Source organism: Streptomyces sp. RKAG293 (genome assembly GCF_023701745.1).
In the GTDB taxonomy this organism is placed as follows: domain Bacteria; phylum Actinomycetota; class Actinomycetes; order Streptomycetales; family Streptomycetaceae; genus Actinacidiphila.
In genome coordinates, this window is record NZ_JAJOZB010000002.1 from 65,070 (window position 1) to 85,113 (window position 20,044).

Annotated in this window: 23 protein-coding genes; 10 read left to right on the forward strand and 13 right to left on the reverse strand. The window is 69.3% G+C overall.

Going from position 1 to position 20,044, the window contains the following annotated elements; genetic code table 11:
* Positions 1-189 precede the first annotated feature (189 nt).
* From LNW72_RS41915 to LNW72_RS40575, 6 genes are all read right to left on the reverse strand, one after another.
* Positions 190-2,358, reverse strand: a complete 2,169-nt coding sequence (locus tag LNW72_RS41915) for a DUF2637 domain-containing protein (protein ID WP_250980570.1) — start codon at positions 2,356-2,358, stop codon at positions 190-192.
* A 239-nt stretch (positions 2,359-2,597) separates the two neighbouring features.
* Positions 2,598-2,867 carry a DUF5999 family protein gene (locus LNW72_RS40560; protein WP_250980571.1) on the reverse strand — a complete coding sequence of 90 codons (270 nt, stop codon included), beginning with the start codon at positions 2,865-2,867 and terminating at the stop codon, positions 2,598-2,600.
* Between the two features lie 536 nt (positions 2,868-3,403).
* On the reverse strand, positions 3,404-3,538 hold the full coding sequence (locus LNW72_RS41485) for a hypothetical protein (RefSeq protein WP_285371196.1): 135 nt from the start codon (positions 3,536-3,538) through the stop codon (positions 3,404-3,406).
* A 143-nt stretch (positions 3,539-3,681) separates the two neighbouring features.
* On the reverse strand, positions 3,682-4,446 hold the full coding sequence (locus LNW72_RS40565) for a hypothetical protein (RefSeq protein ID WP_250980572.1): 765 nt from the start codon (positions 4,444-4,446) through the stop codon (positions 3,682-3,684).
* 414 nt (positions 4,447-4,860) lie between these two features.
* Positions 4,861-5,118, reverse strand: coding sequence for a helix-turn-helix domain-containing protein (locus LNW72_RS40570; RefSeq protein WP_250980573.1), 258 nt, complete (start codon positions 5,116-5,118; stop codon positions 4,861-4,863).
* 187 nt (positions 5,119-5,305) lie between these two features.
* Positions 5,306-6,064, reverse strand: coding sequence for a GntR family transcriptional regulator (locus LNW72_RS40575; protein ID WP_250980574.1), 759 nt, complete (start codon positions 6,062-6,064; stop codon positions 5,306-5,308).
* Between the two features lie 375 nt (positions 6,065-6,439).
* On the opposite strand from LNW72_RS40575, the gene LNW72_RS40580 reads away from it, so the two are divergent.
* The 3 genes from LNW72_RS40580 (at position 6,440) to LNW72_RS40590 (ending at position 9,965) form a co-directional block, all read left to right on the forward strand.
* Complete coding sequence (locus LNW72_RS40580; protein ID WP_308402164.1) at positions 6,440-6,733, forward strand: helix-turn-helix transcriptional regulator; 294 nt, start codon at positions 6,440-6,442, stop codon at positions 6,731-6,733.
* Positions 6,734-7,487: 754 nt separating this feature from the next.
* The gene (locus tag LNW72_RS40585; RefSeq protein ID WP_250980575.1) at positions 7,488-8,801 is read left to right on the forward strand and encodes a hypothetical protein; all 1,314 of its coding nucleotides are present in this window, start codon (positions 7,488-7,490) and stop codon (positions 8,799-8,801) included.
* A 417-nt stretch (positions 8,802-9,218) separates the two neighbouring features.
* Positions 9,219-9,965 carry a phage Gp37/Gp68 family protein gene (locus LNW72_RS40590; RefSeq protein WP_250980576.1) on the forward strand — a complete coding sequence of 249 codons (747 nt, stop codon included), beginning with the start codon at positions 9,219-9,221 and terminating at the stop codon, positions 9,963-9,965.
* A 1-nt stretch (position 9,966) separates the two neighbouring features.
* Here the strand turns inward: LNW72_RS40590 and tcmP are convergent, their stop codons facing one another.
* Positions 9,967-11,214, reverse strand: coding sequence for a three-Cys-motif partner protein TcmP (tcmP, locus tag LNW72_RS40595; protein ID WP_250980577.1), 1,248 nt, complete (start codon positions 11,212-11,214; stop codon positions 9,967-9,969).
* 218 nt (positions 11,215-11,432) lie between these two features.
* Here tcmP and LNW72_RS40600 point away from each other — a divergent pair, with 218 nt between their 5' ends.
* Together LNW72_RS40600 and LNW72_RS40605 are read left to right on the forward strand one after the other, a co-directional pair.
* Positions 11,433-11,795: a hypothetical protein gene (locus tag LNW72_RS40600; protein ID WP_250980578.1), complete on the forward strand. Its 363-nt coding sequence runs from the start codon at positions 11,433-11,435 to the stop codon at positions 11,793-11,795.
* A complete protein-coding gene (locus tag LNW72_RS40605) occupies positions 11,792-12,043 on the forward strand; it encodes a hypothetical protein (RefSeq protein ID WP_250980579.1) in 252 nt (83 codons plus the stop codon). Before LNW72_RS40600 ends, LNW72_RS40605 begins: the two co-directional genes overlap by 4 nt.
* Before the next feature lie 189 nt (positions 12,044-12,232).
* Here the strand turns inward: LNW72_RS40605 and LNW72_RS40610 are convergent, their stop codons facing one another.
* Positions 12,233-12,793 (reverse strand): hypothetical protein, encoded by a 561-nt coding sequence (locus tag LNW72_RS40610; protein ID WP_250980580.1) that lies wholly within the window; start codon positions 12,791-12,793, stop codon positions 12,233-12,235.
* A gap of 165 nt (positions 12,794-12,958) precedes the next feature.
* Between LNW72_RS40610 and LNW72_RS40615 the strand changes: the two genes are divergently transcribed.
* Complete coding sequence (locus tag LNW72_RS40615; RefSeq protein WP_250980581.1) at positions 12,959-13,138, forward strand: hypothetical protein; 180 nt, start codon at positions 12,959-12,961, stop codon at positions 13,136-13,138.
* Positions 13,139-13,326: 188 nt separating this feature from the next.
* Here the strand turns inward: LNW72_RS40615 and LNW72_RS40620 are convergent, their stop codons facing one another.
* Both LNW72_RS40620 and LNW72_RS40625 read right to left on the reverse strand, forming a co-directional pair.
* Positions 13,327-13,863: a GNAT family N-acetyltransferase gene (locus LNW72_RS40620; RefSeq protein WP_250980582.1), complete on the reverse strand. Its 537-nt coding sequence runs from the start codon at positions 13,861-13,863 to the stop codon at positions 13,327-13,329.
* 128 nt (positions 13,864-13,991) lie between these two features.
* The gene (locus tag LNW72_RS40625; protein WP_250980583.1) at positions 13,992-15,044 is read right to left on the reverse strand and encodes a fatty acid desaturase; all 1,053 of its coding nucleotides are present in this window, start codon (positions 15,042-15,044) and stop codon (positions 13,992-13,994) included.
* A 533-nt stretch (positions 15,045-15,577) separates the two neighbouring features.
* Here LNW72_RS40625 and LNW72_RS40630 point away from each other — a divergent pair.
* A complete protein-coding gene (locus LNW72_RS40630; protein ID WP_250980584.1) occupies positions 15,578-15,763 on the forward strand; it encodes a hypothetical protein in 186 nt (61 codons plus the stop codon).
* A 154-nt stretch (positions 15,764-15,917) separates the two neighbouring features.
* Here the strand turns inward: LNW72_RS40630 and LNW72_RS40635 are convergent, their stop codons facing one another.
* Together LNW72_RS40635 and LNW72_RS40640 are read right to left on the reverse strand one after the other, a co-directional pair.
* On the reverse strand, positions 15,918-16,826 hold the full coding sequence (locus LNW72_RS40635; RefSeq protein WP_250980585.1) for a hypothetical protein: 909 nt from the start codon (positions 16,824-16,826) through the stop codon (positions 15,918-15,920).
* Between the two features lie 40 nt (positions 16,827-16,866).
* Entirely contained in the window at positions 16,867-17,124 is a 258-nt protein-coding gene (locus LNW72_RS40640) for a hypothetical protein (RefSeq protein ID WP_250980586.1), read from the reverse strand.
* 88 nt (positions 17,125-17,212) lie between these two features.
* Here LNW72_RS40640 and LNW72_RS40645 point away from each other — a divergent pair, with 88 nt between their 5' ends.
* Positions 17,213-17,857, forward strand: a complete 645-nt coding sequence (locus LNW72_RS40645; RefSeq protein WP_250980587.1) for a hypothetical protein — start codon at positions 17,213-17,215, stop codon at positions 17,855-17,857.
* A 46-nt stretch (positions 17,858-17,903) separates the two neighbouring features.
* On the opposite strand, the gene LNW72_RS40650 is transcribed toward LNW72_RS40645, so the two are convergent.
* Complete coding sequence (locus tag LNW72_RS40650) at positions 17,904-18,671, reverse strand: GntR family transcriptional regulator (RefSeq protein WP_250980588.1); 768 nt, start codon at positions 18,669-18,671, stop codon at positions 17,904-17,906.
* Between the two features lie 116 nt (positions 18,672-18,787).
* Between LNW72_RS40650 and LNW72_RS40655 the strand changes: the two genes are divergently transcribed.
* Positions 18,788-19,042, forward strand: a complete 255-nt coding sequence (locus tag LNW72_RS40655; RefSeq protein ID WP_250980589.1) for a hypothetical protein — start codon at positions 18,788-18,790, stop codon at positions 19,040-19,042.
* Between the two features lie 17 nt (positions 19,043-19,059).
* Positions 19,060-19,902 (forward strand): diaminopimelate epimerase, encoded by an 843-nt coding sequence (gene dapF, locus LNW72_RS40660; protein WP_250980612.1) that lies wholly within the window; start codon positions 19,060-19,062, stop codon positions 19,900-19,902.
* The last annotated feature ends 142 nt before the right edge of the window (positions 19,903-20,044 follow it).

Genomic DNA, 20,044 nt, shown 5'->3' on the forward strand with positions numbered 1-20,044 from the left:
TGATCGGCCGCGCCCCGCTCGGGGCGGGGTGCGGGCGAGCGGCCTGCCGGCCGTGGCCGTCACCGGTCCGCGCTCACGCTCGGGAGCGTGGGCGCGGGCCGGGGGCGACCATGAGCGGCAGGGGTTCTGCCAGGGGGTGAGCGCATCGGCGCTCACCGGGTGAGCGTCACGCGCTCACCGGGCGCTCACCTACGCGCCCGGGGCGGGCTCTTCGACCTGAGCGCGCAGGCGCTGGGCGGTCGGGCGGGAGACCGGAGTGTCGGACAGGCCCGCGTCGGTGAGCGCGTCGCGGATCTCCGTCCACTCGGGGCGGCGCCCGAGCTCGGTGTAGAGCAGACGGATGCGAGCGTGGCGGCGCTCGGTCAGCGCGTCACTCTCCCTGCGCGTGAGCGCACCGTCCGCTCGGTGAGCGTCGTCATCCTCCGTGGCGCGCTCACCTTCGTGAGCGCCGGAGGTAAGCGCCGGGCGCTCGCGCTCGCCGCGCGTCACGCCCGAGGTGAGCGCGCTCATGTCCGGGTGAGCGCGGGCGCTCTCCTCCGCCCGCTCGACCGTGAGCGCGTCCTCGGGGATGAGCGTGTCGGCGAGCGCGGCGGGCACCTCCCCGAGCTTGAGCGCCATCCGATGCTCCAGCGGAGCCTTCCAGCGCCACAGCAGGCCGAACTCTTCCTTGAGCTGCGCTCGCAGGTACGTCTGCTCCTGGAGGCGGGTGAGCGCCTCGTCGTAGGAGTTGATCTCCCACAGGATCATCCGGCGGCGCAGGCGGGCGGTTGCGATCGGGGCGAGCAGCCAGCGACTGCGGCGCACCGACTCCATCCGCACCTTGCCGGTGACCGCGCCGATCCGCGTCGCATACACGTGGGAGGCGATCTCGGAGAAGACGACCCACAGCAGGGTGAGGGCGGCGTGCCCCAGACGCCCCGATGTGCTGGTGGAGGCGGCCCAGTTCAGGGCGACGGTCACCGCCGTCAGTGCCCGGGGTACCCAGCGGACCCAGCGCAGCTCCATGCCCATGCGGATCAGGACCAGGTTGGCGCCGGTGAAGGCCGGGATCGCGACGTCAATGCCGACGGGCAGCAGCCACGGCCAGTCCCAGCCCCATCCGGCTGCCTTGGTCTCCAGCGCGGTGTAGGAGGAGAGCAGGCCCAGGGTGGAGACGGTCGCGGCCGCGAGGATGATCGCGACCACACCGACCAGCTCCTGCCCGGACAGCGGCGGCACTCCGCCGGCGGGCCGGGCGTCGTTGCGGGCCTTGCGCCGGGTGGCGCGTGACTCGGCTCGGATCTCCCGGCGCCTGGCCCGCTGCACGGTGCGTTGCGTCGCCGCCTCAAGGACCCGGTCCGCTTCGGCTCGGGCCTGAGCGGCGGCGGCCTGGGCGGCCGTGGCCTGCGCCGCCGCCTCCCGAGCCATCTTCGCGTCGGCTTCGGCCTGCTCGCGCAGCCGGGCAACATCCCTGTCGGCGGCGGCCCGCAGCTCCTCAGCGGAGGCGCGGGCGTCGGCCAGAGCGCGGTCGGCGTCAACACGAAGACCAGCGGCCGCCTTCTCGGCTCCAGCCCGCACCTGCACGGCTTGGCCGTCCGCGCTCTCGCGCATCCGGTCGGCCTCGCCCCGAGCCCGCCCCAGCACCTGTTCGGCGTCGGTGGTGGCCCGGGTGCGGGTCTCAGCCGCGGTGCACTCCGCACCGGTCAACAGCTCGGTGCACGTGCTCTCCGCGTCGGAGAGGACCTTCGCGGCGGCCTGCGCGGCCTCGGTGCGGACCTGCTCCGCCTGCGCGGCCGCCGTGGTGGTGCTCTCCTGCGCCTGACGGCGCGCATCGGCGAGCAGCTGCTCCGCCGTCACCTTGGCGTCAGCGAGGACCTGGTCGGCATCACCGGCCGCCGTCGCCCTGACAGTGTCGGCCTGGCGGCGCGCGTCGGCGAGCAGCTGCTCCGCCGTCGCGTCGGCGGCGGCACGGACCTGGTCAGCGTCGGCGGCCGCCGTGGTGGCGGCCTGCGTGCGGACCTGATCGGCTTCCTTCATCGCGTCGGCGATGATCTGCGCCCGCTCAGCGTCGACCGCTTCGGTGAACGCGGCGACCTCCGCCCGAGCGCCTTCCATCAGCCCGTCGGCGAGCACTTGTCCGTCGGCGAGGATGCGGGCCGCCTCATCGACGGCCAGGTCCCGGAGGTCGGCGGCGCGATCGGCGGCGTCGGCCAGGACCGGATCGGCCTCCGGGAACACCAGCGGTGCGGCGGTCTCGGGGGCAACGGCCTGGGCGGGAATGGAGGTCGGCGTCGCCGGCGCCTTGGCGCGCCTGGCGTTACGGGGCTTCGTGTTCGCCGCAGGCTGGCGCCTGCGGCGGGTGGCGGGCTTGGTGGCCACGGGGTTCCTCTCTTCCGGGCGCCTCCGTGCAGAGGGCACCGTGGATCTACGGCGGTGGGTAGGGTCGTGACCAGGACCTCCGGGGCCCCGGCAGCTCTAATGCCGGGGACTCGGAGGGCCGTTGCGTTGAGGTGGTCAACGCCGGGTGGTGCTGGCCGGCGCGACCGGGCTGTCCGGCTCCCCTTCACCGCCCGATCCGACCCCCAGGCGGCGGCCGGTGCGAGCGGATCGGGCAGCCGTCAGGCCGTAGCGAGCTGTTCGGCCCCCAGCGGCCGGTGCGGGGCGATGATTTGCCCGTTGGGGAGCAGCTCCCCGGTGTCCTCAAAGAGCAGGACGGAATTGCACAACAGGCTCCAGCCTTGCTCGGGATACGTGGCTACGACCTGCGCTGCTTCGCGGTCCGTGCTGTCGGCAGTCGGACACGTCGGGCTGTGGGTGCAGAGCGAGTCCGGCAGCCGGGTGGTGCCGACAGCGGACGACGCGGTGTCGAATTGGGTGCTGCTGCGCATGAGCACTCCTATGAGGAAGAAAGTGGGCCCGAGACTGTTTCGGGCGGGAGGCGTGCGAAAGGCTGGCCGCCCGTGGTGCGGGCGGCCAGCCTGGTCGGACAGCGTGCTGCGGGGGAACGTTGGGTTTGCGTCCCGTGATGCGGTCAGCCTCGCTTCTGCTGAGCGAGGTAGGCGTCTTGGAGGCGCGCGAACGACTCGTACAAACGCTGGCCCTCGCCGCACCGTCCGTCCGGCGAGCACCTGGTGCAGGTCTCGCCGTGCAGGCGGGTGGCGGCAGCCGCCGCCATGTACCGGTCGTACAACCCCTTCGGCGGCGGAAGGGGGTCCATCAGCGGCCCGCTCATCGGCGGTTCGCTTCCGAGCGCCGGTTCTGCTCGGCGTTTTCCCTGGCGAGTTCGGCCCGCTCGGCATCGGTCAGCCGGGTGACGGCGTACCTCATCGCGCACCCCCGGCGGCTGCGCTTGCTGCGGCAGCAGCAGCGGCACGTGCGTCACGGTCGGCCTGCGCGGCGGCTCGGGCGGCGTCAGCTTGTGTGCTCATCGGGCACCGCCTGCGCGCGCTTCGTCCCGACGCGCCTGGTCCGCACGGGCCTGGCGCAGCGCCTCGTCGGCTTGGTTGGGGTGGTCGTCGGCGGCCAATGGGTCGAGGTTGCCTGTCATGATGGCGTTCACAGGTTTTCCTTTCAGGGTGTCCTGTGCCGACGGCGTCCGGGTCGCATCCCGGGCGCCGTCACCTGGCTGTCGTACGAGCAGCCACGGCCCCGGCCACACCCCATACGAGGGGTGGCCGGGGCCGTGGTCGTTCGTGCGGTCGATCAAGCGCTGATCCGCAGGGGTGCCAGCGGTAGGTCAGGGCCGCGCAGCTCGGAGATCGCGCCGGCCTTGATCGCCTTGCACGAGTTGTTGACTTCTTCGACGGCTGTGCCGGTCCGCTTAGCGAACTTCTTCGTCGGAGCGGCCGTGGCTTCGTGCTGCCGGGTCCACGCGGCTTCCTTCGCCTGACGTGCCCGGTCGGCGTACTGGCGGTCGAAGCGGGCCCGCTCCCTCGCGACCGCCGCTCGGATCTGGCGGCGGCGTGGTTCGTCCTGGAGGAGGCCGACGTACGTGGTGAGCAGGCGCCGGCCGGTCGGGCAGGTTTCCCGCGTGGTGCAGGCAGCACAGCGCTCACGGTGAATCTCATAGGCCTGGCGGGCCGAATCCGCGCTCTCCACCTGCGCGGTGAGGCAGTGGAGCGGCGCGACCGGGGCCGCAATGGGCTTGTAGAACTGCTGCGCAGCGCGCCGGTTCTCGGCGGGCATCGCCTCTCGATGCCGCCGGTCGACCTTGATGCGCTGTCCGCTGCCGTCGCACCGTGGGACGCGGTCCTGCGGTTTCCGCTGGGCATGACGGTTGCTGGGCTGATTGCTGCGCGGCTTCGCGCGGTGAGCTGCGATCATGCCGCGCCGCACGAAACGCCATGTGTCGCACTCGGTGCAGACGACGCTGCGGATCTCGTTGCCGTCGATGGTGACGCAGTGGGAACGGAGCGTGCTGAGCAGGAGCGGAGTACGACCGTTATGCCGCATCGAGATTCCCTTCACCAGCTAGTGGTCGGTTGCGTTCTCCGTACGCCACGGCCAAGCCATGGAGTGCGGGCAGCGCAACCGCTGCAAGTCCTGTGGGAATCCACCCGCAGCGACCTCGTGGTTCGTCAGCTGCAGGACTGCTGGACTCTTCGCAGGTGGGGCTATTCGGTACAGGTTCTCGGCCAGGGAAGCTCGGCTCCCTCCAGCCCGTCACCTCCGAAAGAGGCGGTGACTCCTGCTGTTGAGCGGATGCGGTGTTACCGAGGGGCCGTCTCCGGCGTCCCACCACCAGGCCCGCTTCTCAGCGGGCCTCGTAGAAGGCGCCGGCTCAGCTGCTGATTTGGGCGTACTGCGCGGCGCGAACCGCAGCGACTCTGAACTTGCCAGCGCCCGCTCCGCTATCAGTGGCAGGGACCTTATTGATCGTGGTCATGAGGCGAGACCTTCGATCGGTTCGGATGTGCGGCTGTTCTGCAGGTACTGCACGACCTGTGATTCAGGAACGCGGTAACCCCGGGGCCGGATCTTGCCGCGGCCCATGCGGTGGGCAGCGAGACGTCCGCTGCCGATGAGGTTGTAGACGGTCGACCTGGAGACGCGGAGCCGGGCAACGACTTCAGCAACAGTCAGGAATGGGTCCGGGCCTTCGGCCACGTTCTCGGTGACGAGCGGGGGATCGTGGCTCATGGAGGCTCCCGATTGGGTGTAGGCGAGGCGAAGTCACGAGGCATGGACTTGGACGTCCAAGTTCTCCGTGTTCCAACAGTGCGCCAACTTCCACGTCTAAGTCAAGGACGCCAAGCTCGAATCGTGAAACGGCCGCAAAAAGGGCCCCCACCAAGCGGCGGAGGCCCTGCAAGCGACGAAGGTTCGGCTAGGCGTCGATCACGTAGTCCAAGATGTAGGCGCTCGCGTCGAGCACCATCTCGTTGACCTCCACGACGCGACCTTCGGCTGTGACTGCTACGCGGACGATGATGACCACCGGCGTACCGGGGCCCAGCTGCAGCCAGGCCTTCTCCTGCCGGTTCGGCATCCGGATCCGCAGTTCCTCCTTGAATCGAGCCGGGCCAAAACCCAGTTCTCCGAGTCGCGCGTAGATCCCGCCATCGCCGGTTTCGATCTCTGCGATGGCGGTCCCGTCGGCGATCTCGGCCGGCAGGTAGGAGTCAGATTTCAGGACCGGTTTGCCATCAATGAGGTAGCGGCGACTGCGGCGCACGACCGCCTCACCTCGGCGAATGCCAAGCGCTTCCGCTACTCGAACCGTTGCCTCGATGCGCTCGACCTTCGCATCGGCCACAGTGGGGGTCTTGTCCTGGACGTCAATCGCCCACATGGACACGCCAGCACCCCAAACCTCCTGCGACAGCCTCCGGTTCGCCGGGCGTCGGATCGGCTTGAACTCGCGGACCCTTGTGGCGGCCCCCTGGGTCGCCGTCGTGAGCCCTTCATCACGGAGCCGCCGGAGCGCTTTGGTCACGGTGTCGCGACCGGCTCCGAACTCGGTCATCACGTCGTTCTCACTCGGCACCTTGGCACCCGGGGGCAGCTCGCCGCTCTCAATGCGCTCGCGAAGAGCGTCGGCGATGGCCTCATAGCCAACGCCTGCTGCGCGCTTCCTTCCCGGCACGGCACCTCCTGGTCCGACGCTTCTACTGCAGGATGCCCATGTCGCGGGGGATCCAATACTTGACCTAGACGTTGAAGTGGGCAACTGTAAGTTCCAGCAGTCCCACAAGTCTGCAACCTAGCAATCATTACCGCTGGCCTGCGACAACGGGTCGCACGCCGAACGGACGAGTCTGCATGCCCGCAATCAACTGTACGCACCACATCCACGTCTAACACCTAGCTGGCACTGCAGACCAGCGCCTCTGACCGCAGAACGATCACCTCCGGAACCCCTGGGCTTGGCGCGCAGCTGTGAATGAAAGTTCTTGGAGTGACACGCGGTCAAGGCGCGTACAGAGGGATTGCTTTGATGTATCTTTCGTCGAATCTGTTGATGATCCGGGGAGGTCTGGTGTCCGAGCTGCTTGAGGCAGTAGACGCGCTGCTCAACCGTCCCGCTGACCTGCCTGCGCCGGCCGTGCGGGGACGGCTCCGCAGAGCGGATCGGCTCACGCAGGAGCAGGTAGCTAAGGCTCTAGGCGTAAAGCGCCTGGCCGTCGTGAGGTGGGAGGCCGGGAAGACCGAGCCTCGTCCCCCCTACCGGGAGGCCTACGCCCACCTACTCAAGGGCCTTGCCGCCAAATACCCTGCGGCGCTCGCCGAACCTGACCAGGCAGAAGCCAGTTAGAAGATCGTGATGACCGCACGAGCGCCATAAACGCGAAGCGGCCCCCGTCGCCACAACGGAGGCCGCTCCCTAGCGATCGACTCGACGAACTTCCAGGAACCCGAGTCGTGAGCAGTGAGGGTGACCTCGCCTGCCGGGTGATGCCCGTGGACCTTGCGGTCCGCGTGGTCACCTACCCCCAGGATAGGCACAGCTCACCGGATAGCCAGTACAGAGCCCCTTTTTGCATGGTTTGTCTGGTCACATTCGCTGCTCCCGGCTCCCCGATAGGGGAGATCCACCTCATGTACCACCAGCTCCACCACCGCCGCCCTCCGGCCGCGGATTCGATCCCGGCAAAAAAAGTTCCGCCGGGATGTCACATGGGCCGACAACCCGGCACTTCCCTGGGTATGAGCACTTTTCTGCCCAGCATCATCTTCAGCCAGCCCGGCCCCGGCGGTGCAGCGTCCCGTCCGGTGGGACGCCCGATCAGGATTTCTGCCCGCCTGTCCCGCTCGGCGGGACGTGGGTCCCTCTCCCCGGCATCGCTGTCCTGGCGGGTTCAGGATCGCCGGATGTCGTCACTGCACAGCGCCTGCGCTCGAGGCCTCCCAGCAGCCACATCGCGGCTACTGCGCGTCGCGGGGGTGACGCGATGAAGCGGGAGCCCGAGGTTCGCCGTGGCGGGGGCCTTCCGTTTGGACAGGTCGTGTCGCGTTGGGTATGCGACCCCCGCTACACAACGAACCTGCGGACCCTCTACACGATCTTGGTGACCTACGCGGACATCGGCGCCCGCGACACGGGGAAAGCCAAGCCGTACCGCCCGGAACTTGCCAAACAGCTCGGCTGCTCGGTCAAGACTCTCGACCGGACGATCTTGGAGGGGCAGTGCGCCGGCCTGTTCTGGGTCGAGTCGCGGCCGGTTCCTGGCCAGCCGAAGCTCAATGACGCGAACGTCTACCACCTGCGGGATGCGGAGTTCTGGCGTGGTGATTGGAAGGACCCGTTGAAGCCCGGTCAGACCTCTGCCCAAGCAGCGGACGAGGTGACCGAGGCCCGGGTGAAGGCCAAGAAGGAAGCCGGGATCCTGCCCAAGGGCGGGCGGCCGTCAAAGAAGAACGAGGGGGTGGCGTCACCCATGACGCTACCTTCCAAAGAGGGGGGTGGCGTCATGGGTGACGCCAGGGGTAGCGACACCCATGACGCCACGGTGGCGTCACCCATGACGCCCAATATCAAGAACCCTGTCGAGAACCCACTTCAAGAACCACACCGTCCGTCCGTCCCGTACGTACAAGAGGTAGCGCGCGAGACCCAGACGGAGGGAGGGACGGACGGAATCGGCGGCGGAATTGGAGCAGTGCACGAGACGGCGCCTGCAGCTGCGACCGAGGCGAAGGCTGCACTGGTGGCCAAGCCCCGGCCGCGCGCGGATGAGCCGCTGGAGCGCACGCCGGGTATTGAGCTGCTGTTGTCGATCGCGGCAACGAAGCCGGAGTTCTATCTGACCGGTGACGTGCTTCGGGACCAGGCGGTGTCGGTCACCTCGATGCTGGCGGTCGGCTTCCGGGCCGAGCACATCTGGCAGATCGTCGCTGGAGAGCCGCTGCCGCCCCGAGAAAAGATCAGGGCATCGGTGGGCGCCATCGTCAGCTGGCGGCTGAGCCAGGCGATGCGGGCAGGAGCTCCGCGCCTGGCCCCCAAGCTGCCCGCCCAGCCCTCGAGCCAGTGGGACCACGGCAACGCCGAGGAGACCTGGACACCGCCGCCGCTGTCCGAGCAGACCTTCACCGGATACGAGAACGCGCGGCTACGCGACTGCGAAGGCGACAACGGCTTGTGCAAGAAACTGGCGGTTGCCGGTGAGCCGATGTGCGCCGAGCACCTGGGCTGGGCCCTGTGCCCGCAGTGCCAGATCCGTCGCATGGAGCCCGGTCTCGCCGCCTGCGAAGGATGCGGCGCGTTCACCTCCGACGATGATGTTGCGGCGACGCTCCCGCGCCCAACTACCGCCGCTGAGCAAGAGACCTACTACGAATCCGGGCAGTTCGAACGTGACGCCCACGGTCATGTGCCCGTCTAAAGCGATCATGCGGCCCGCTGACCGGCGATCACTTCGCGCCGGGGCAAGATCTCGTCAGGGGCCCTGCTCGGCCGCCAGGCGGCCGAGCAGGGGCCCTGACGTCACAGGCGCCACATCGACAAGGGGAACGGCCTGGGCGGCCGACAGCAACGGCGTGACGCTGGCGCTCTTGGCGGTGGTCTCAGCAGCGGTTCTGCGTGGAATAGGTGGTCTACAGCCTCGCCCTCGCTTCAGCCCTGCTGCAGATGGCGTGCTCGAACCCAGACCCATTGCGAACGTACGTTTGATTAACGGTTGTAGGTCGTGGGGAGATTCCGGGTTCCAACGGTGGTTGTATGGGGCGGCGTTCTGCTCCTCACAAAGTTGCGCCGGCCGTGTCGGGCCTACAGGGGCAAGCGCAGTGACAGGAGACGATTCGTGAGTGACCGAAGTTCCATCGAGTGGACGGAAGCGACGTGGAACCCGACAACGGGATGCGACCGCGTCTCCTCGGGGTGTGACAACTGCTACGCGTTGACGCTCGCGAAGCGGCTGAAGGCGATGGGCGCGGACAAATATCAGAACGATGGTGATCCGCGGACCTCCGGGCCGGGCTTCGATCTGACGGTGCACGCCGAGTCCCTGAATATTCCGTACGGGTGGAAAAGCCCGCGGACGGTGTTCGTGAACTCCATGTCGGACCTGTTTCATGCCCGGGTGCCGCTGGACTTCGTCCGGCAGGTCTTCGCTGTCATGGCGGACACCCCGCAACACACCTACCAGGTCCTGACCAAGCGGGCCCGGCGCCTGCGCCAGGTCGCAGACCAACTGGACTGGCCGGCGAACGTATGGATGGGCGTCTCGGTAGAGACCGCGAAGGAACTGCCCCGAGTCGACGATCTGCGCCAAGTGCCGGCCGCCGTACGGTTCCTGTCCTGCGAGCCGCTCCTGGGCCCGCTGGACGGCCTGGACCTGACCGGCATCGGATGGGTCATCGCCGGCGGCGAGTCCGGCACAGGCCACCGCCCGATGGACGAAGCGTGGGCTGTCCAGATCCGGGACCTGAGCATCGATGCCCAGGTCGCGTTCTTCTTCAAGCAGTGGGGCGGCCGCACCCCGAAAGCCGGCGGCCGCACGCTCCAGGGCCGCACCTGGGACCAGATGCCAGTGCCTGCCGCGGTCTGACCTACGTCGGCGGTTCGACGACCAGGTCCCGGATCTTCCTGCCGACCCCGGTGCTGGGCGTTCCGCCCTGCTCGTGCAGGTGTTTCACGGCGGCGCGGGCGGCTGGCTCGGTGACCTGCCCGTAGTACTGGCCGAAGACGTCCAGGGTCTGGTCCACCAAGGTGAACGGCTTCCCTCGGGCGAGGATCTGTGCCAGGTTCCCGGCCATGGCCGGCACCGCGGCGTCGGTGATCTCCTGGGGGTTCGGGCGGATCAGCGAGGTGGCGGAGAACAGCGTGCCCTGGTCTTCCTTGTCCTCGGCCACCTCTAGCTTCTCCCACCATGCGTCACGGGCGCGGGCGATCGCGTCGCCGAAGACCCACAGCCCGTGCTGACGTCGGGTGGCGAACACCAGGTGGTAGACCGGTTTGTGGTGCGGCGCCTTCGCGACGGGCACCGACTGGACCAGCATGCCGGTCCGTTCCGCCAGCCGGCGCGCGTACTCGGCCGCTACCGCCTCATCGGCGCCCGGGGTGAACGGCTGGCCGACCGGGAAGTACTCCCGCCACCAGCGACCCCCGCATACCTCGTCGAATCGCTCTGAGGAACGCTCCAGCCCCTTGTCGGAGCGGGCATTCCCGCCCAGCCGTCGGACGGCGACCATGCTGAAGTTCATCAGGAACTCGGTCGGTTGCCACCGGTTGGGCTGATCACGCTGGGCCATGGCGTCGACGAGACGGTTGAAGGGCAGGCACAAGCCGGTCGGGTCGAGGAACAGGAACAGGGGCAACCCGTCCGCGGTCTGGAGCACGGTGTCCAACACGCCGTCGACGTCGCCGGGGTGAACGCGGGCGTCGACGCCCTGCGTCCGGTAGATGCTGGCGACCTTTTCCAGACGGGCCAGGGATTCCGGCTCCCGCTCAACGAAGAAGCAGGTCCACCGCAGGTGGTGCCTCCGCAGGTGGCCCGAGGCAACTTTCATGGCGATTTCCGCAGAGCCGGATTCGCCGCTCTCATAGCGACCTTCGCCGGCGTAGCCGTCCAAGTAGACAACGCGGCCCTCGCGCGAGCCGGTCATCCCGCCGAACTGGGGAATGTACCGACCCAGCAGGTTGTGCTTCAGGACGCTCGGCAGCTGTTGTTCCGACCAGTAGTCCCCACCCGTTCCAGCAGACATCTCTACTCCCGCCCCCTGGCTCGTCAACGCCCTGCGACTGATGCTGAACGCTCCGCAGCCACTGGTAAAGAGGGCCACCGCGCTGATATGCACGGCCGATGTCCCTGGCCGGACACACCACCTGGGTCCTCTTCGCCGACAGGCTGGTCGAGACACGGGCGAGCGGCTGCCGTCAGTGGGGCTGCACCTCACGTCGTATGCCATCTGACCAGCCGGTTCACCGTTTCGCCAGCGCCGCTTCCGATGCGCGGTTCCTCGGTAGACTCGGACCCTACGGCAGGGCATCAGCTCACAGAGGGGTTCTTCGGCGCATGACGACGCAGCCTCATGATCACCATGGCGGGGAGCGGATCCCTCGCCCGGACCGGACGCCCCCGGCCCTGCGCGCTGCCCTGGCCGCTGTCGCCCCGAGCCGCCTGGCGGAGATGGAGCAGCACAAAGACGAGGCCTTCGCCGCGATGGCACAGGACAGCAAGATCAGCCATGTCCACACCTGGCTGGCGTTCTGGGCCCGGGAAGTCGAAGTCGAGCGACGACCTGATCTTGCCCAGCGGCGAAATCACGCGTTGAGGTCGCTCCACACGACCACCAGCAAGGACGATCCCGCATTCCGCACCGCGATGGAGGAGCTGCGCGCCGTTGAGGCCGAAGCGGACCAGGCGGTCAGTGGGTGACCTGGCGGTGGGAGTACGACCCCTCACAGGAGTACGTCATCGGCGGAGCCCCGCCGGCATTCGTCGCCGAGGTCGAGAAGAAGGCTGACGAGCTGGTCCGGGCTGCCTCGGCCAAATACCTGGACGGCACGACGTACCAGGACATCGGCCCCGGTGCGGCTATGCAGCCTGTTCCCGGCGGCATGTTCCTGTACCTGGTGGTCCCTCGCCATGAATGCGTGTACATCCGGCAGATCCAGTACCTCTAGCAGTCCTGCCCGGTGCGGGGCAGCAGGCGCCGAACTGCCGTTTCGGTCCCCATCCGCTTCGGTCTGACGTTAACTCGCCGGCGGACGACCGCGGGCCAGCAGCCGACGCCATCCCCGCAAGCGCCCGCGGCCGCACCGCCGATGTCGGCGGGCGGGCCCCTGGTGCGGGGCGCGGCCTGCGGGGGCTGGTCAGCGTCCTTCGAGGTCGGCGACGGCGCGTTCGGCAGCTGCGTCGAAGGGCAGCCGCTTCGGCTGGACTCGTGGTGCGCCAGGTTGCAGCTGAGGTACCTGCCTGTCGCTTTGGCGCTCGCGTGCCATTTGGCGCAGGGCTTCCTGCGCGGTACGCAGCAACGCTGCAGAGGGCTCTCCCCCGCAGGCATTGACGGTGATGCCGTCCGCGCGCATCTCCCGCAAGATGGGCAGGACTTCGATCCGCCACAGGGCGGTGGTGCAGGCGTCCGGGGAGGCGAGGTCGGCGGTTGTGTCGCAGCCGACGTAGGCGGCCAGTTCAGCGCGCTCGTCCGGCCCGAGGGGGACGACCTGCCCGGCGCGGACGACGCTGAGCCACTGCGGCTCGGGGCCCAGGCTGTCGAGGTCGACGCCGGCCTGGTGCAGTCCGGTCCGGAGCTGCTCGGTGCGGGCAAGGACGTCGGCGTCCGCCACCGCGGGTTCAAGACGCACGGCGACGACCGGCGCCGGGTGGGCGGTGGCGGTGTCGGCGGGACGGCGGCGGCGAAACTTGGCGAACATCTCTCGATCATGCCACCCGGCTTCCGACCAGCCCGGGCGGGTAGGCAGCGCTGATGAAGCGGGTCACCCCCGTACAAGGGCGGAGCCGTGGGCCCACCGGCCCTACCGGAGCCAGCAGCCACCTGCCCGTGCAGGAGCGGCTCTCCCACCGCTACGCTGGCACGCATGCCCAGCAACCTTGAGGAGCGCGTCGACCGCCAGGACGAGCGCATCGCGGCCGCCCTCAGCATCACCGCATCCCTGACCGCGGACGTCACGGAGATGCGCCGCACCCAGCGGGAGCACACCCAGATGCTGCGCGCGATCATGCAGCATCTCGGCGTCGAGGACCCGACCAGCCAGTAAAGCCCCAGTGGGTGACGCAGTCGCGCGCCCAGCTACCGGAAGAAACCTGCAGCGGTCAGGACGAACAAGGCGCACGGACCCGGCGTGGCGGTGCTCGCCGGCATTGTCCCCCTGCGGAAGCAGACCATGAATCCCGACCGGCTGTCGTCATTCGCCAGCCCGATGCCACGGTTGCGGGGCCTGTGGTCTCAATGCGGCAGCCGCTTCCACTGGTCGGCGAGCAGGCCGTACAGGCACTGGTCGCTCCACTCGCCGTCGGCGAAGGTGAAGGCGGGGCGCTGGCCTTCGAGCTGGAAGCCGACGCGTTCCAGGAGGCGGCGGGAGCGGGTGTTGCGGGCGTCGCATTCGGCGGACACCCGGTGCAGGCCGCCGGCGAATCGGTGGTGGAGCACGGCGCGGACGGCTTCGGTGGCGTAGCCGCGGCCGTGCCGGCCGGGGGCGAGTGTGAAGCCCACGTCACCCTGCAGCAGGTTGTCGTGGAGGTGGAAGCCGACGTCGCCGATCAGAGACCCGTCGGCGGTGAGCTCGACGGCGTACTGGAACCAGCCGGGCTGGCCCGGGTCGTCGTTGTAGGTCCGGATCCGCTCGGTCGCCGCTTCCAGTGGGAACGGGGCGTCCCAGCTCTGGTAGCGGGCGATGGCCGGGTCCGAGCGGTAGGCGGAGAACGCCGGCGCGTCCGCGGCGGTGAAACGGCGCAGGCCCAGCCGGTCGGTGTGCAGGAGCATCCGTGGATGATGCCACGCACTGCGAGCCGGCCCGGCGCCCGGTACCCAGGCTGCTGGTGCCCCGCACGGAGAAGGGCCCGAACCGCCACACTGCGGTTCAGGCCCTTCTCCGTGCGGGGTTCGGCGGGTCACCCAGCGCGGGCGGGTGCGGTGACCGGTGCCACCGCGGCGGAGGGGCTGAGGGTGAGGGCTGCCAGGTGCCGGCGGGCGACCGATCCGGAGCCATGGAGCAGGCCAGCAGGGGTGAAGTGCGGTGCGCCCAGGTGGCGCTCCAGGGCCGGCAGGTAGTTCCACCGCACGCCGGGGTGGGCGGAGTGCGCGTAGTGGTACAGGTCGCCGTAGGGGAGCCAAGTCGTGGCGGCAAGGAGCGCCAGGGCGCGGTTTCGTGGGTACAGGCGCAGGCACCGGCCGGCTTCGACGTAGGCCGGGGCGCCGCTGCGCGGTTCGGGATCGAACCAGGTGTGCTCCACCACCAAGGACAACCACGCGAGCTGCGGGTACAGCACAAGCCGGGGGATGAGCACACCGCAGACCACGGCGGTCCAGCCACCGATGAGGTAGGCGGCGGACAGCACCGCTCCGACGGCGGCCGCGCGGGTCCACCGGCCCGGTGAGCGCAGCAGGTTCGCGGCCAGATCGGCGGCGGTGACGGCCAGGCCGCGGGCGGTGAGCGGGTACATGAGGGCGGCGATGAAGCGGGGGCCGGTGACGCCGGGGAGCAGGCCGGCCCGGTGGAGTTCGGCGAGGTTCGGGTCGGTGGCCAGCGTGGCGTTGGGGTGGTGGTCGCGCACGTGCCGCTGTCGGCGGGTGGTCGCGGGGGCCAGGCCGAGGGGGAGCTGCACCAGGGCCTCGGCGAGCAGCAGGTTCGCGCGGGCGGTGCGGGCCAGGATGCCGTGGACCGCGGCGTGCCCGATCTCCTGCAGGTGGCGGAGCTGGACGGCGACGGCGAGCGTGGCCGCGATCGCGGCCCCAGCGCCGTGCCCGGCCAGGCTCCACCAGCCGGCTATCTGCACCCATTGCCCGACCAGCAGCACGGTGGGCGTCCAGTTGTTGGCGCGGGCGCGCTGCAGGGCGATGAGTTCGGCGGCGCGGGCCATGTGCGGCCGGTGCCGGGCGAAGTGGATCCGATCGACCTGGCGCAGAGCCGCACCGGCGGCAAGGAGGGTTAATGCGAGCAGCATGGGCGGTCCCCGTGACGGAGCGGCAAGATCCGCCGATTGTCACACACAGTTGAACTAGTGCACTAGTAGTCCGATGCACGACCCCTTCTCACACCCCAGGGCTGTGGCGCGACGGCGGCGTGCCGATTCATCGACGACCGGGACCCCCTGCGGAGCAGATGCGGCATGGCCGCCGCGCGCAGTGAGCCGGAGACGGCAACGGGCGTGCAGCCCTGGCCTGATGACGGCCCCTTTGGGGCATATGGCCGCAGCGGAGGGCGGTCCGCGCCACCCATCTACCGTGATCTGGGTCACAGCCCCAGATGGGTTCACTAGCTGACGTGACATCACATGAGTAGCAATCAGCCCACCTTTGAACTGCCCATGAAAGCAGCGCCGTTGTGCGCACGGACGCGGCGTAAGGCGGCGGTCGCGCGGGGCATCTACAGTGGGCACGCACACGAAAGGCCCCGTGCTTTCGATCCCTTGCCGGGGATCGACGGGGCCTCGCGCTGTGCATTCCACCCGGGTCAAATCGAATGGAGTGGCACGCAGTGAAGAGTACACAGCGCACAAGTAGTTGCGCGCACAAGATGTTGCGCTACCGCGGATCCTGTCTCACGTGCGGGATCAAGCGGTACCGCCGGACGTTCGTGCTCTACGCGGTCCGCGGAGCGGCGACCGGCGTCGGCACGGGCGCCGTCGGCCTGGTCGCCCTGTACGCCCGTCACCGCCTCTGATGTCCTGAACAGCCCGCTCAGCGCATGAAGGTGCCCGTCACCAGGATGGTGACGGGCACCTTCGCGTGCCGGACCTGCTCGCCTCCCGGCGGTGGGACAGCGGCACCATGTTCTGCACGCCCCCACAGCGCCGCAGACCCTTCGGGTGGCCTTGCTACAGGATGTCGACGGTCTGGCGGGCCCGGTCGGTGTCCCAGGTGCCGCCGTCGAGCATGGGGCGGGCGGTGGCCTCGTAGCTCTGCAGGACCATCGGGGCGGAGTCCGCGCCGTGGCCCCAGACCGACTCGAAGCGGCCGATCCAGCGCTCCACGTTCTTGAAGTACACGCTGGAGCGGCCGCGGGTGTACTCCGCGTCTCCTTGCTCCTCCTCCACCAGGGCGGCGGCGGCCGCGATGATGACGACGTCCACGGCCTGGTCCGCGCGCAGCCGGTCGCGAACCGCCAGGCCGCAGGTGACGCCGAGCTGGCGGTGGTGGTTGACCAGCGCGAGGAAGTCCTTGGCGTAGTCCTCGCGGCGCAGGTCGTCCTGGAAGACGATGAACAGCCGGTTGATGGTGCCGCCGGTCTCCAGCAGCCGGCGGTTGGCGGCCAGGTACTCGCGGCGCTGAGCGAGCAGGCCGGGGTTGGTGGTGAGGTCGGCCGCCAGGATCCGCTTGGGCTGGGTGGGGGAGTCCAGGAGCGTCTTGACCAGCAGGACGGACAGTCTGGGGACTTCACTCGCGTAGACCTGGAGGTGTCCGTCGGCAATCTCGCCGTAGTCGGAGATCAGCTCCTGCTCGAGGTGGGCGCGGACCAGGTCGTAGTACTGGGCGTCATCCATGGCTTTGAGGTTAGTGGCGCGGCGCAGGGTGATGAAGCGCTTGCGCAGCCACAGGTGATTGCCGGTCAGCGCGATCACGATGGCGGTCTCGGCTATCAGCAGGGTGTTCTTGACGCTGGCGCTCGCGCTGACCCAGGCGGCGATGGGGATGATGATCCCCGCCAGGCCGATGAGCGCGTTTAAGACCGGTGACGCCAGCGCGTCGGCGGCCCGGGTCACCGGGTCGCGGCGCGGTGCGGGCATAGCAGGTTCCCCCCTCGTCAGGCCGGACGGCCTGAGGGGTTCATGATTGCCGCTCGGTCCCATCGGCCACAAGAAGAGCACCAGTTGGGCGGGTGTCCGCGGGGTCGGGCAGATCCGGGTGCAGGACCAGGGCCTCGGCTTCCAGCTCCCGCCGGCGCCGGGTGACGGCGGTCTTCAGCTGGGTGAGGATCGCGGTGGGGCTGCGTTCGGTGAGGTGCTCGGTGATCGAGCAGGCCCGGCCGGGGTGCCAGTCGGCGGCGACCTGCGCGGCCGCCAGGAGCGGCGCGGCGGTGTCCATGGGAAGATCGGCGCAGTCCTCGGGAAGCAGGGTGGCCAGGTGCCGCTCGGTGGCGCGGGCTTGCTCGTACTGCGCCCAGGTCCACCCGGTGTCCGGGTGGTCGCGCTCGGTCGCGCTCGGTGGTGGCCGGCGGGTAGGCGAGGACCAGGGCGGCCGCCACCCGCCAGTCAGCGACCAGGGCCGTCACTGTGCCCCTCTGTATGTGTTCATGCCGGCTGTTACGCGGTTCCCAACGGGCGGCCGCCTGCTGGAGGTATTCGTCCTTGACCGCCTTGCGGCACTTCGGGCACAGGTCATCTGTCGCACCGGAGCCCGAGTAGGTGAAGATCGTCTTGCCGCATCCGGTGCACGGCTCCTCGGCGGCGGCCGGCCCGAGCTGACGGGCCATGGCCTGGACGTTCGCGACGCCGTTCTTGTTGATGAAGCCGAGCGTCCTGGCCAGCACGGCCGAGGGGAAGAACCGGATCCGGTAGTGCAGACGGCGCAGCACATTCTTCATGACGGGGTCCTCGAGGGTTCCGCCGGCCCGCACGGCGCCGTCGACCATCGCGAGGACGGCCTGTTCCGCTGCAGCGACGCGACGCTCCGCCTCCTGCCGGGCCAGGATCATCTGCCGCAGATGCTCGACCCCGTCATTGAGGCCGCTGAAGTGCTCGTCGAAGCTGATCTCGGTGGGCTGCTGGCCAGCGGTCACGTCTGTCACTGCCTTCCCTCTGTCTATTTGTCGCCGTAGACCGCGCACTGCGGAGGGGCCTGGCTGGCACCACGGGCGCTGAACCTCAACTTCCAGCGGCGGGGAGGGGAATGTCGTAAGTGATGTCCCACAGCCCGGCTGGCACCACGATGTCCGCGGTCTCCACCGGCCGGCCGTCGGTGGCGTAGTGGGTGCGCTCGATCAGCGTGGCCTGGGATCCGGCGGCGACGGCCAGCTGCTGAGCCTGGTCGCGGTCGATCTGGACCGGCCGGGGCACTTCCACCATCCGGGCGACGGTGATGCCGATGTGCGCCATCCGCGCCAGGATCCCGTGGCCGGCCAGTGGTCCGCCTTCGGGCAGCACGATGACGGTGCCGCCGGTGAGGTCCATCGGCTCCCAGCTGGTCGACAGCAGTACCGGCTGCCGGTCCAGCAGCAGTTCGTACACCGTCCGCACACACAGTGCGCCGGGATCGACGGCCAGGCGGGCGGCGATGTCCGGCGGTGCCGGCACCTTCGCGGTGCTGTCCGCTTCCCAGGTGCCGTCGAAGCCGGCCGGGGCCAGTCCCGGCCGGGGTGGGTCCGTCGCGGGGGAGGGGGTGCGCAGCAGGGTGCGACGTTCGGCCGGGGCGCGGACGAAGGTGCCAGCTCCCGGGCGGCCTTCGAGGAGGCCTTCGGCGATGAGGAGTTCTTGGGCGCGGCGGATGACGTTGTCGCCGACCGCGAACTCCTGGCCCAGCTCTGGGCGGGAGGGCATGCGGTGGCCGGGGGGCCAGGTGCCGTCTGCGATGCGGGCGCGGAAGGTGGCCGCGACCCGCAGGTAGGGGGCCAGTGGGGACGTGCCGTCAGCCATGGTTCTCCTCTGCTTACGGCGCTGACCTGTACTGATTGACAACCTAGTCCACTAGTTAAAAACTAGTGGACTAGAAGAGCTGTAGGTAATCGCTTGTATATCGAATGGTGCGTGCAGTGGGCTACGACCGCCATCTCACCGTGATCCACTCAGCCGCCGCGCAACTGACCGCCCTCGCCGGCGAAGCCTCCCGCGTCATCGAGGAACCCGGCGCGATCCGGATCGAGATCGACATAACCCCCGTTCTCGTCCGGCAGTGGCCCCGCCTCCTGGCCGTCCTCGATCTGGGCGACACCTACGGCCTGACCGCCACCGAAGCCGGACAGACCGCCTGGCTCCGCATCGCGTTAGGAACCGCCCCCTCGTGCTGACCACCCCGACCCACCTCATGGACCACCCCTTCGCCAAAGGCCACGGCGCCGAGAACGACTTCGTGATCCTCCCCGACCCCGACGGCCACCTCGATCTGAGCGCCGAGGAGGTGCTCCGGCTGTGCGACCGGCGCACCGGCCTGGGTGCCGACGGCCTGCTGCGGGCGGTGCGCACCGCCGCCGATCCCGAGGGCGCCTCGATGGCGGGGGAGGCGGAATGGTTCATGGACTACCGCAACGCCGACGGCAGCAAGGGCGCCATGTGCGGCAACGGCATCCGGGTCCTCGCCCGCTACCTCGTCTCCAGCGGCCTGGCCGCCGCCGGTCGCTTCAACATCGCAACCCGCGCCGGCAGCCGAAACGTCTTTCTCCAAGCCAACCCCGACGGGCCGGTGACCGTGGGCATGGGACGCCCGGGCCTAGCAGGCCCCGGCGACATCGAGGTTACGGTCGGCCGCAGGCGTTGGCCGGCTCTGCACGTGGATGTCGGCAACCCGCACGCCGTGGTCTTCATCGACGACCTCACCCACGCCGGAAAACTGCGCACCGCTCCCGTTGTTCGCCCGGCCCACGCCTACCCCCTCGGTGTCACGGTCGAATTCGTCACCGTCGTCGGTGACCGCCACTGCTCCATGCGCGTGCACGAACGTGGCGTCGGTGAAACCCGCTCCTGCGGCACCGGGGCCTGCGCCGCCGTCACCGCCATGCGGCAGCGTGAAACGCGCCCCCGCTCGGCCCACTACATCGTCGACACCGCCGGTGGCCGGCTGTACATAGCGGTACTTCACGATGGGACGATGCAGCTCACCGGCCCTGCACGGATCTTGGCCGAAGGGATGGTCCGGCTCAGCTACCCGTAAGCCACTCAGCGCCGTGGTGTCCCGGGGCCTAGCCCGATCGAGCGGGCGCCCGGCGCTATGAGGCCGGCAGGCAACCGCGTCGTCGCGTCGACCTATGCCACGAACACCCCGTCACGAGGGCCGTGTCACCGGTTCGCTGCGG

Excerpts from the sequence above, each read along its gene's own strand:
- LNW72_RS40560 (WP_250980571.1), bottom strand. The coding sequence starts at position 2,867 with ATGCGCAGCAGCACCCAATTCGACACCGCGTCGTCCGCTGTCGGCACC.
- LNW72_RS40570 (WP_250980573.1), bottom strand. The coding sequence starts at position 5,118 with ATGAGCCACGATCCCCCGCTCGTCACCGAGAACGTGGCCGAAGGCCCG.
- LNW72_RS40580 (WP_308402164.1), top strand. The coding sequence starts at position 6,440 with ATGATCCGGGGAGGTCTGGTGTCCGAGCTGCTTGAGGCAGTAGACGCG.
- LNW72_RS40600 (WP_250980578.1), top strand. The coding sequence starts at position 11,433 with ATGACGACGCAGCCTCATGATCACCATGGCGGGGAGCGGATCCCTCGC.
- LNW72_RS40610 (WP_250980580.1), bottom strand. The coding sequence starts at position 12,793 with ATGTTCGCCAAGTTTCGCCGCCGCCGTCCCGCCGACACCGCCACCGCC.
- LNW72_RS40615 (WP_250980581.1), top strand. The coding sequence starts at position 12,959 with ATGCCCAGCAACCTTGAGGAGCGCGTCGACCGCCAGGACGAGCGCATC.
- LNW72_RS40620 (WP_250980582.1), bottom strand. The coding sequence starts at position 13,863 with ATGCTCCTGCACACCGACCGGCTGGGCCTGCGCCGTTTCACCGCCGCG.
- LNW72_RS40625 (WP_250980583.1), bottom strand. The coding sequence starts at position 15,044 with ATGCTGCTCGCATTAACCCTCCTTGCCGCCGGTGCGGCTCTGCGCCAG.
- LNW72_RS40635 (WP_250980585.1), bottom strand. The coding sequence starts at position 16,826 with ATGCCCGCACCGCGCCGCGACCCGGTGACCCGGGCCGCCGACGCGCTG.
- LNW72_RS40640 (WP_250980586.1), bottom strand. The coding sequence starts at position 17,124 with ATGGACACCGCCGCGCCGCTCCTGGCGGCCGCGCAGGTCGCCGCCGAC.
- LNW72_RS40650 (WP_250980588.1), bottom strand. The coding sequence starts at position 18,671 with ATGGCTGACGGCACGTCCCCACTGGCCCCCTACCTGCGGGTCGCGGCC.
- dapF (WP_250980612.1), top strand. The coding sequence starts at position 19,060 with ATGGACCACCCCTTCGCCAAAGGCCACGGCGCCGAGAACGACTTCGTG.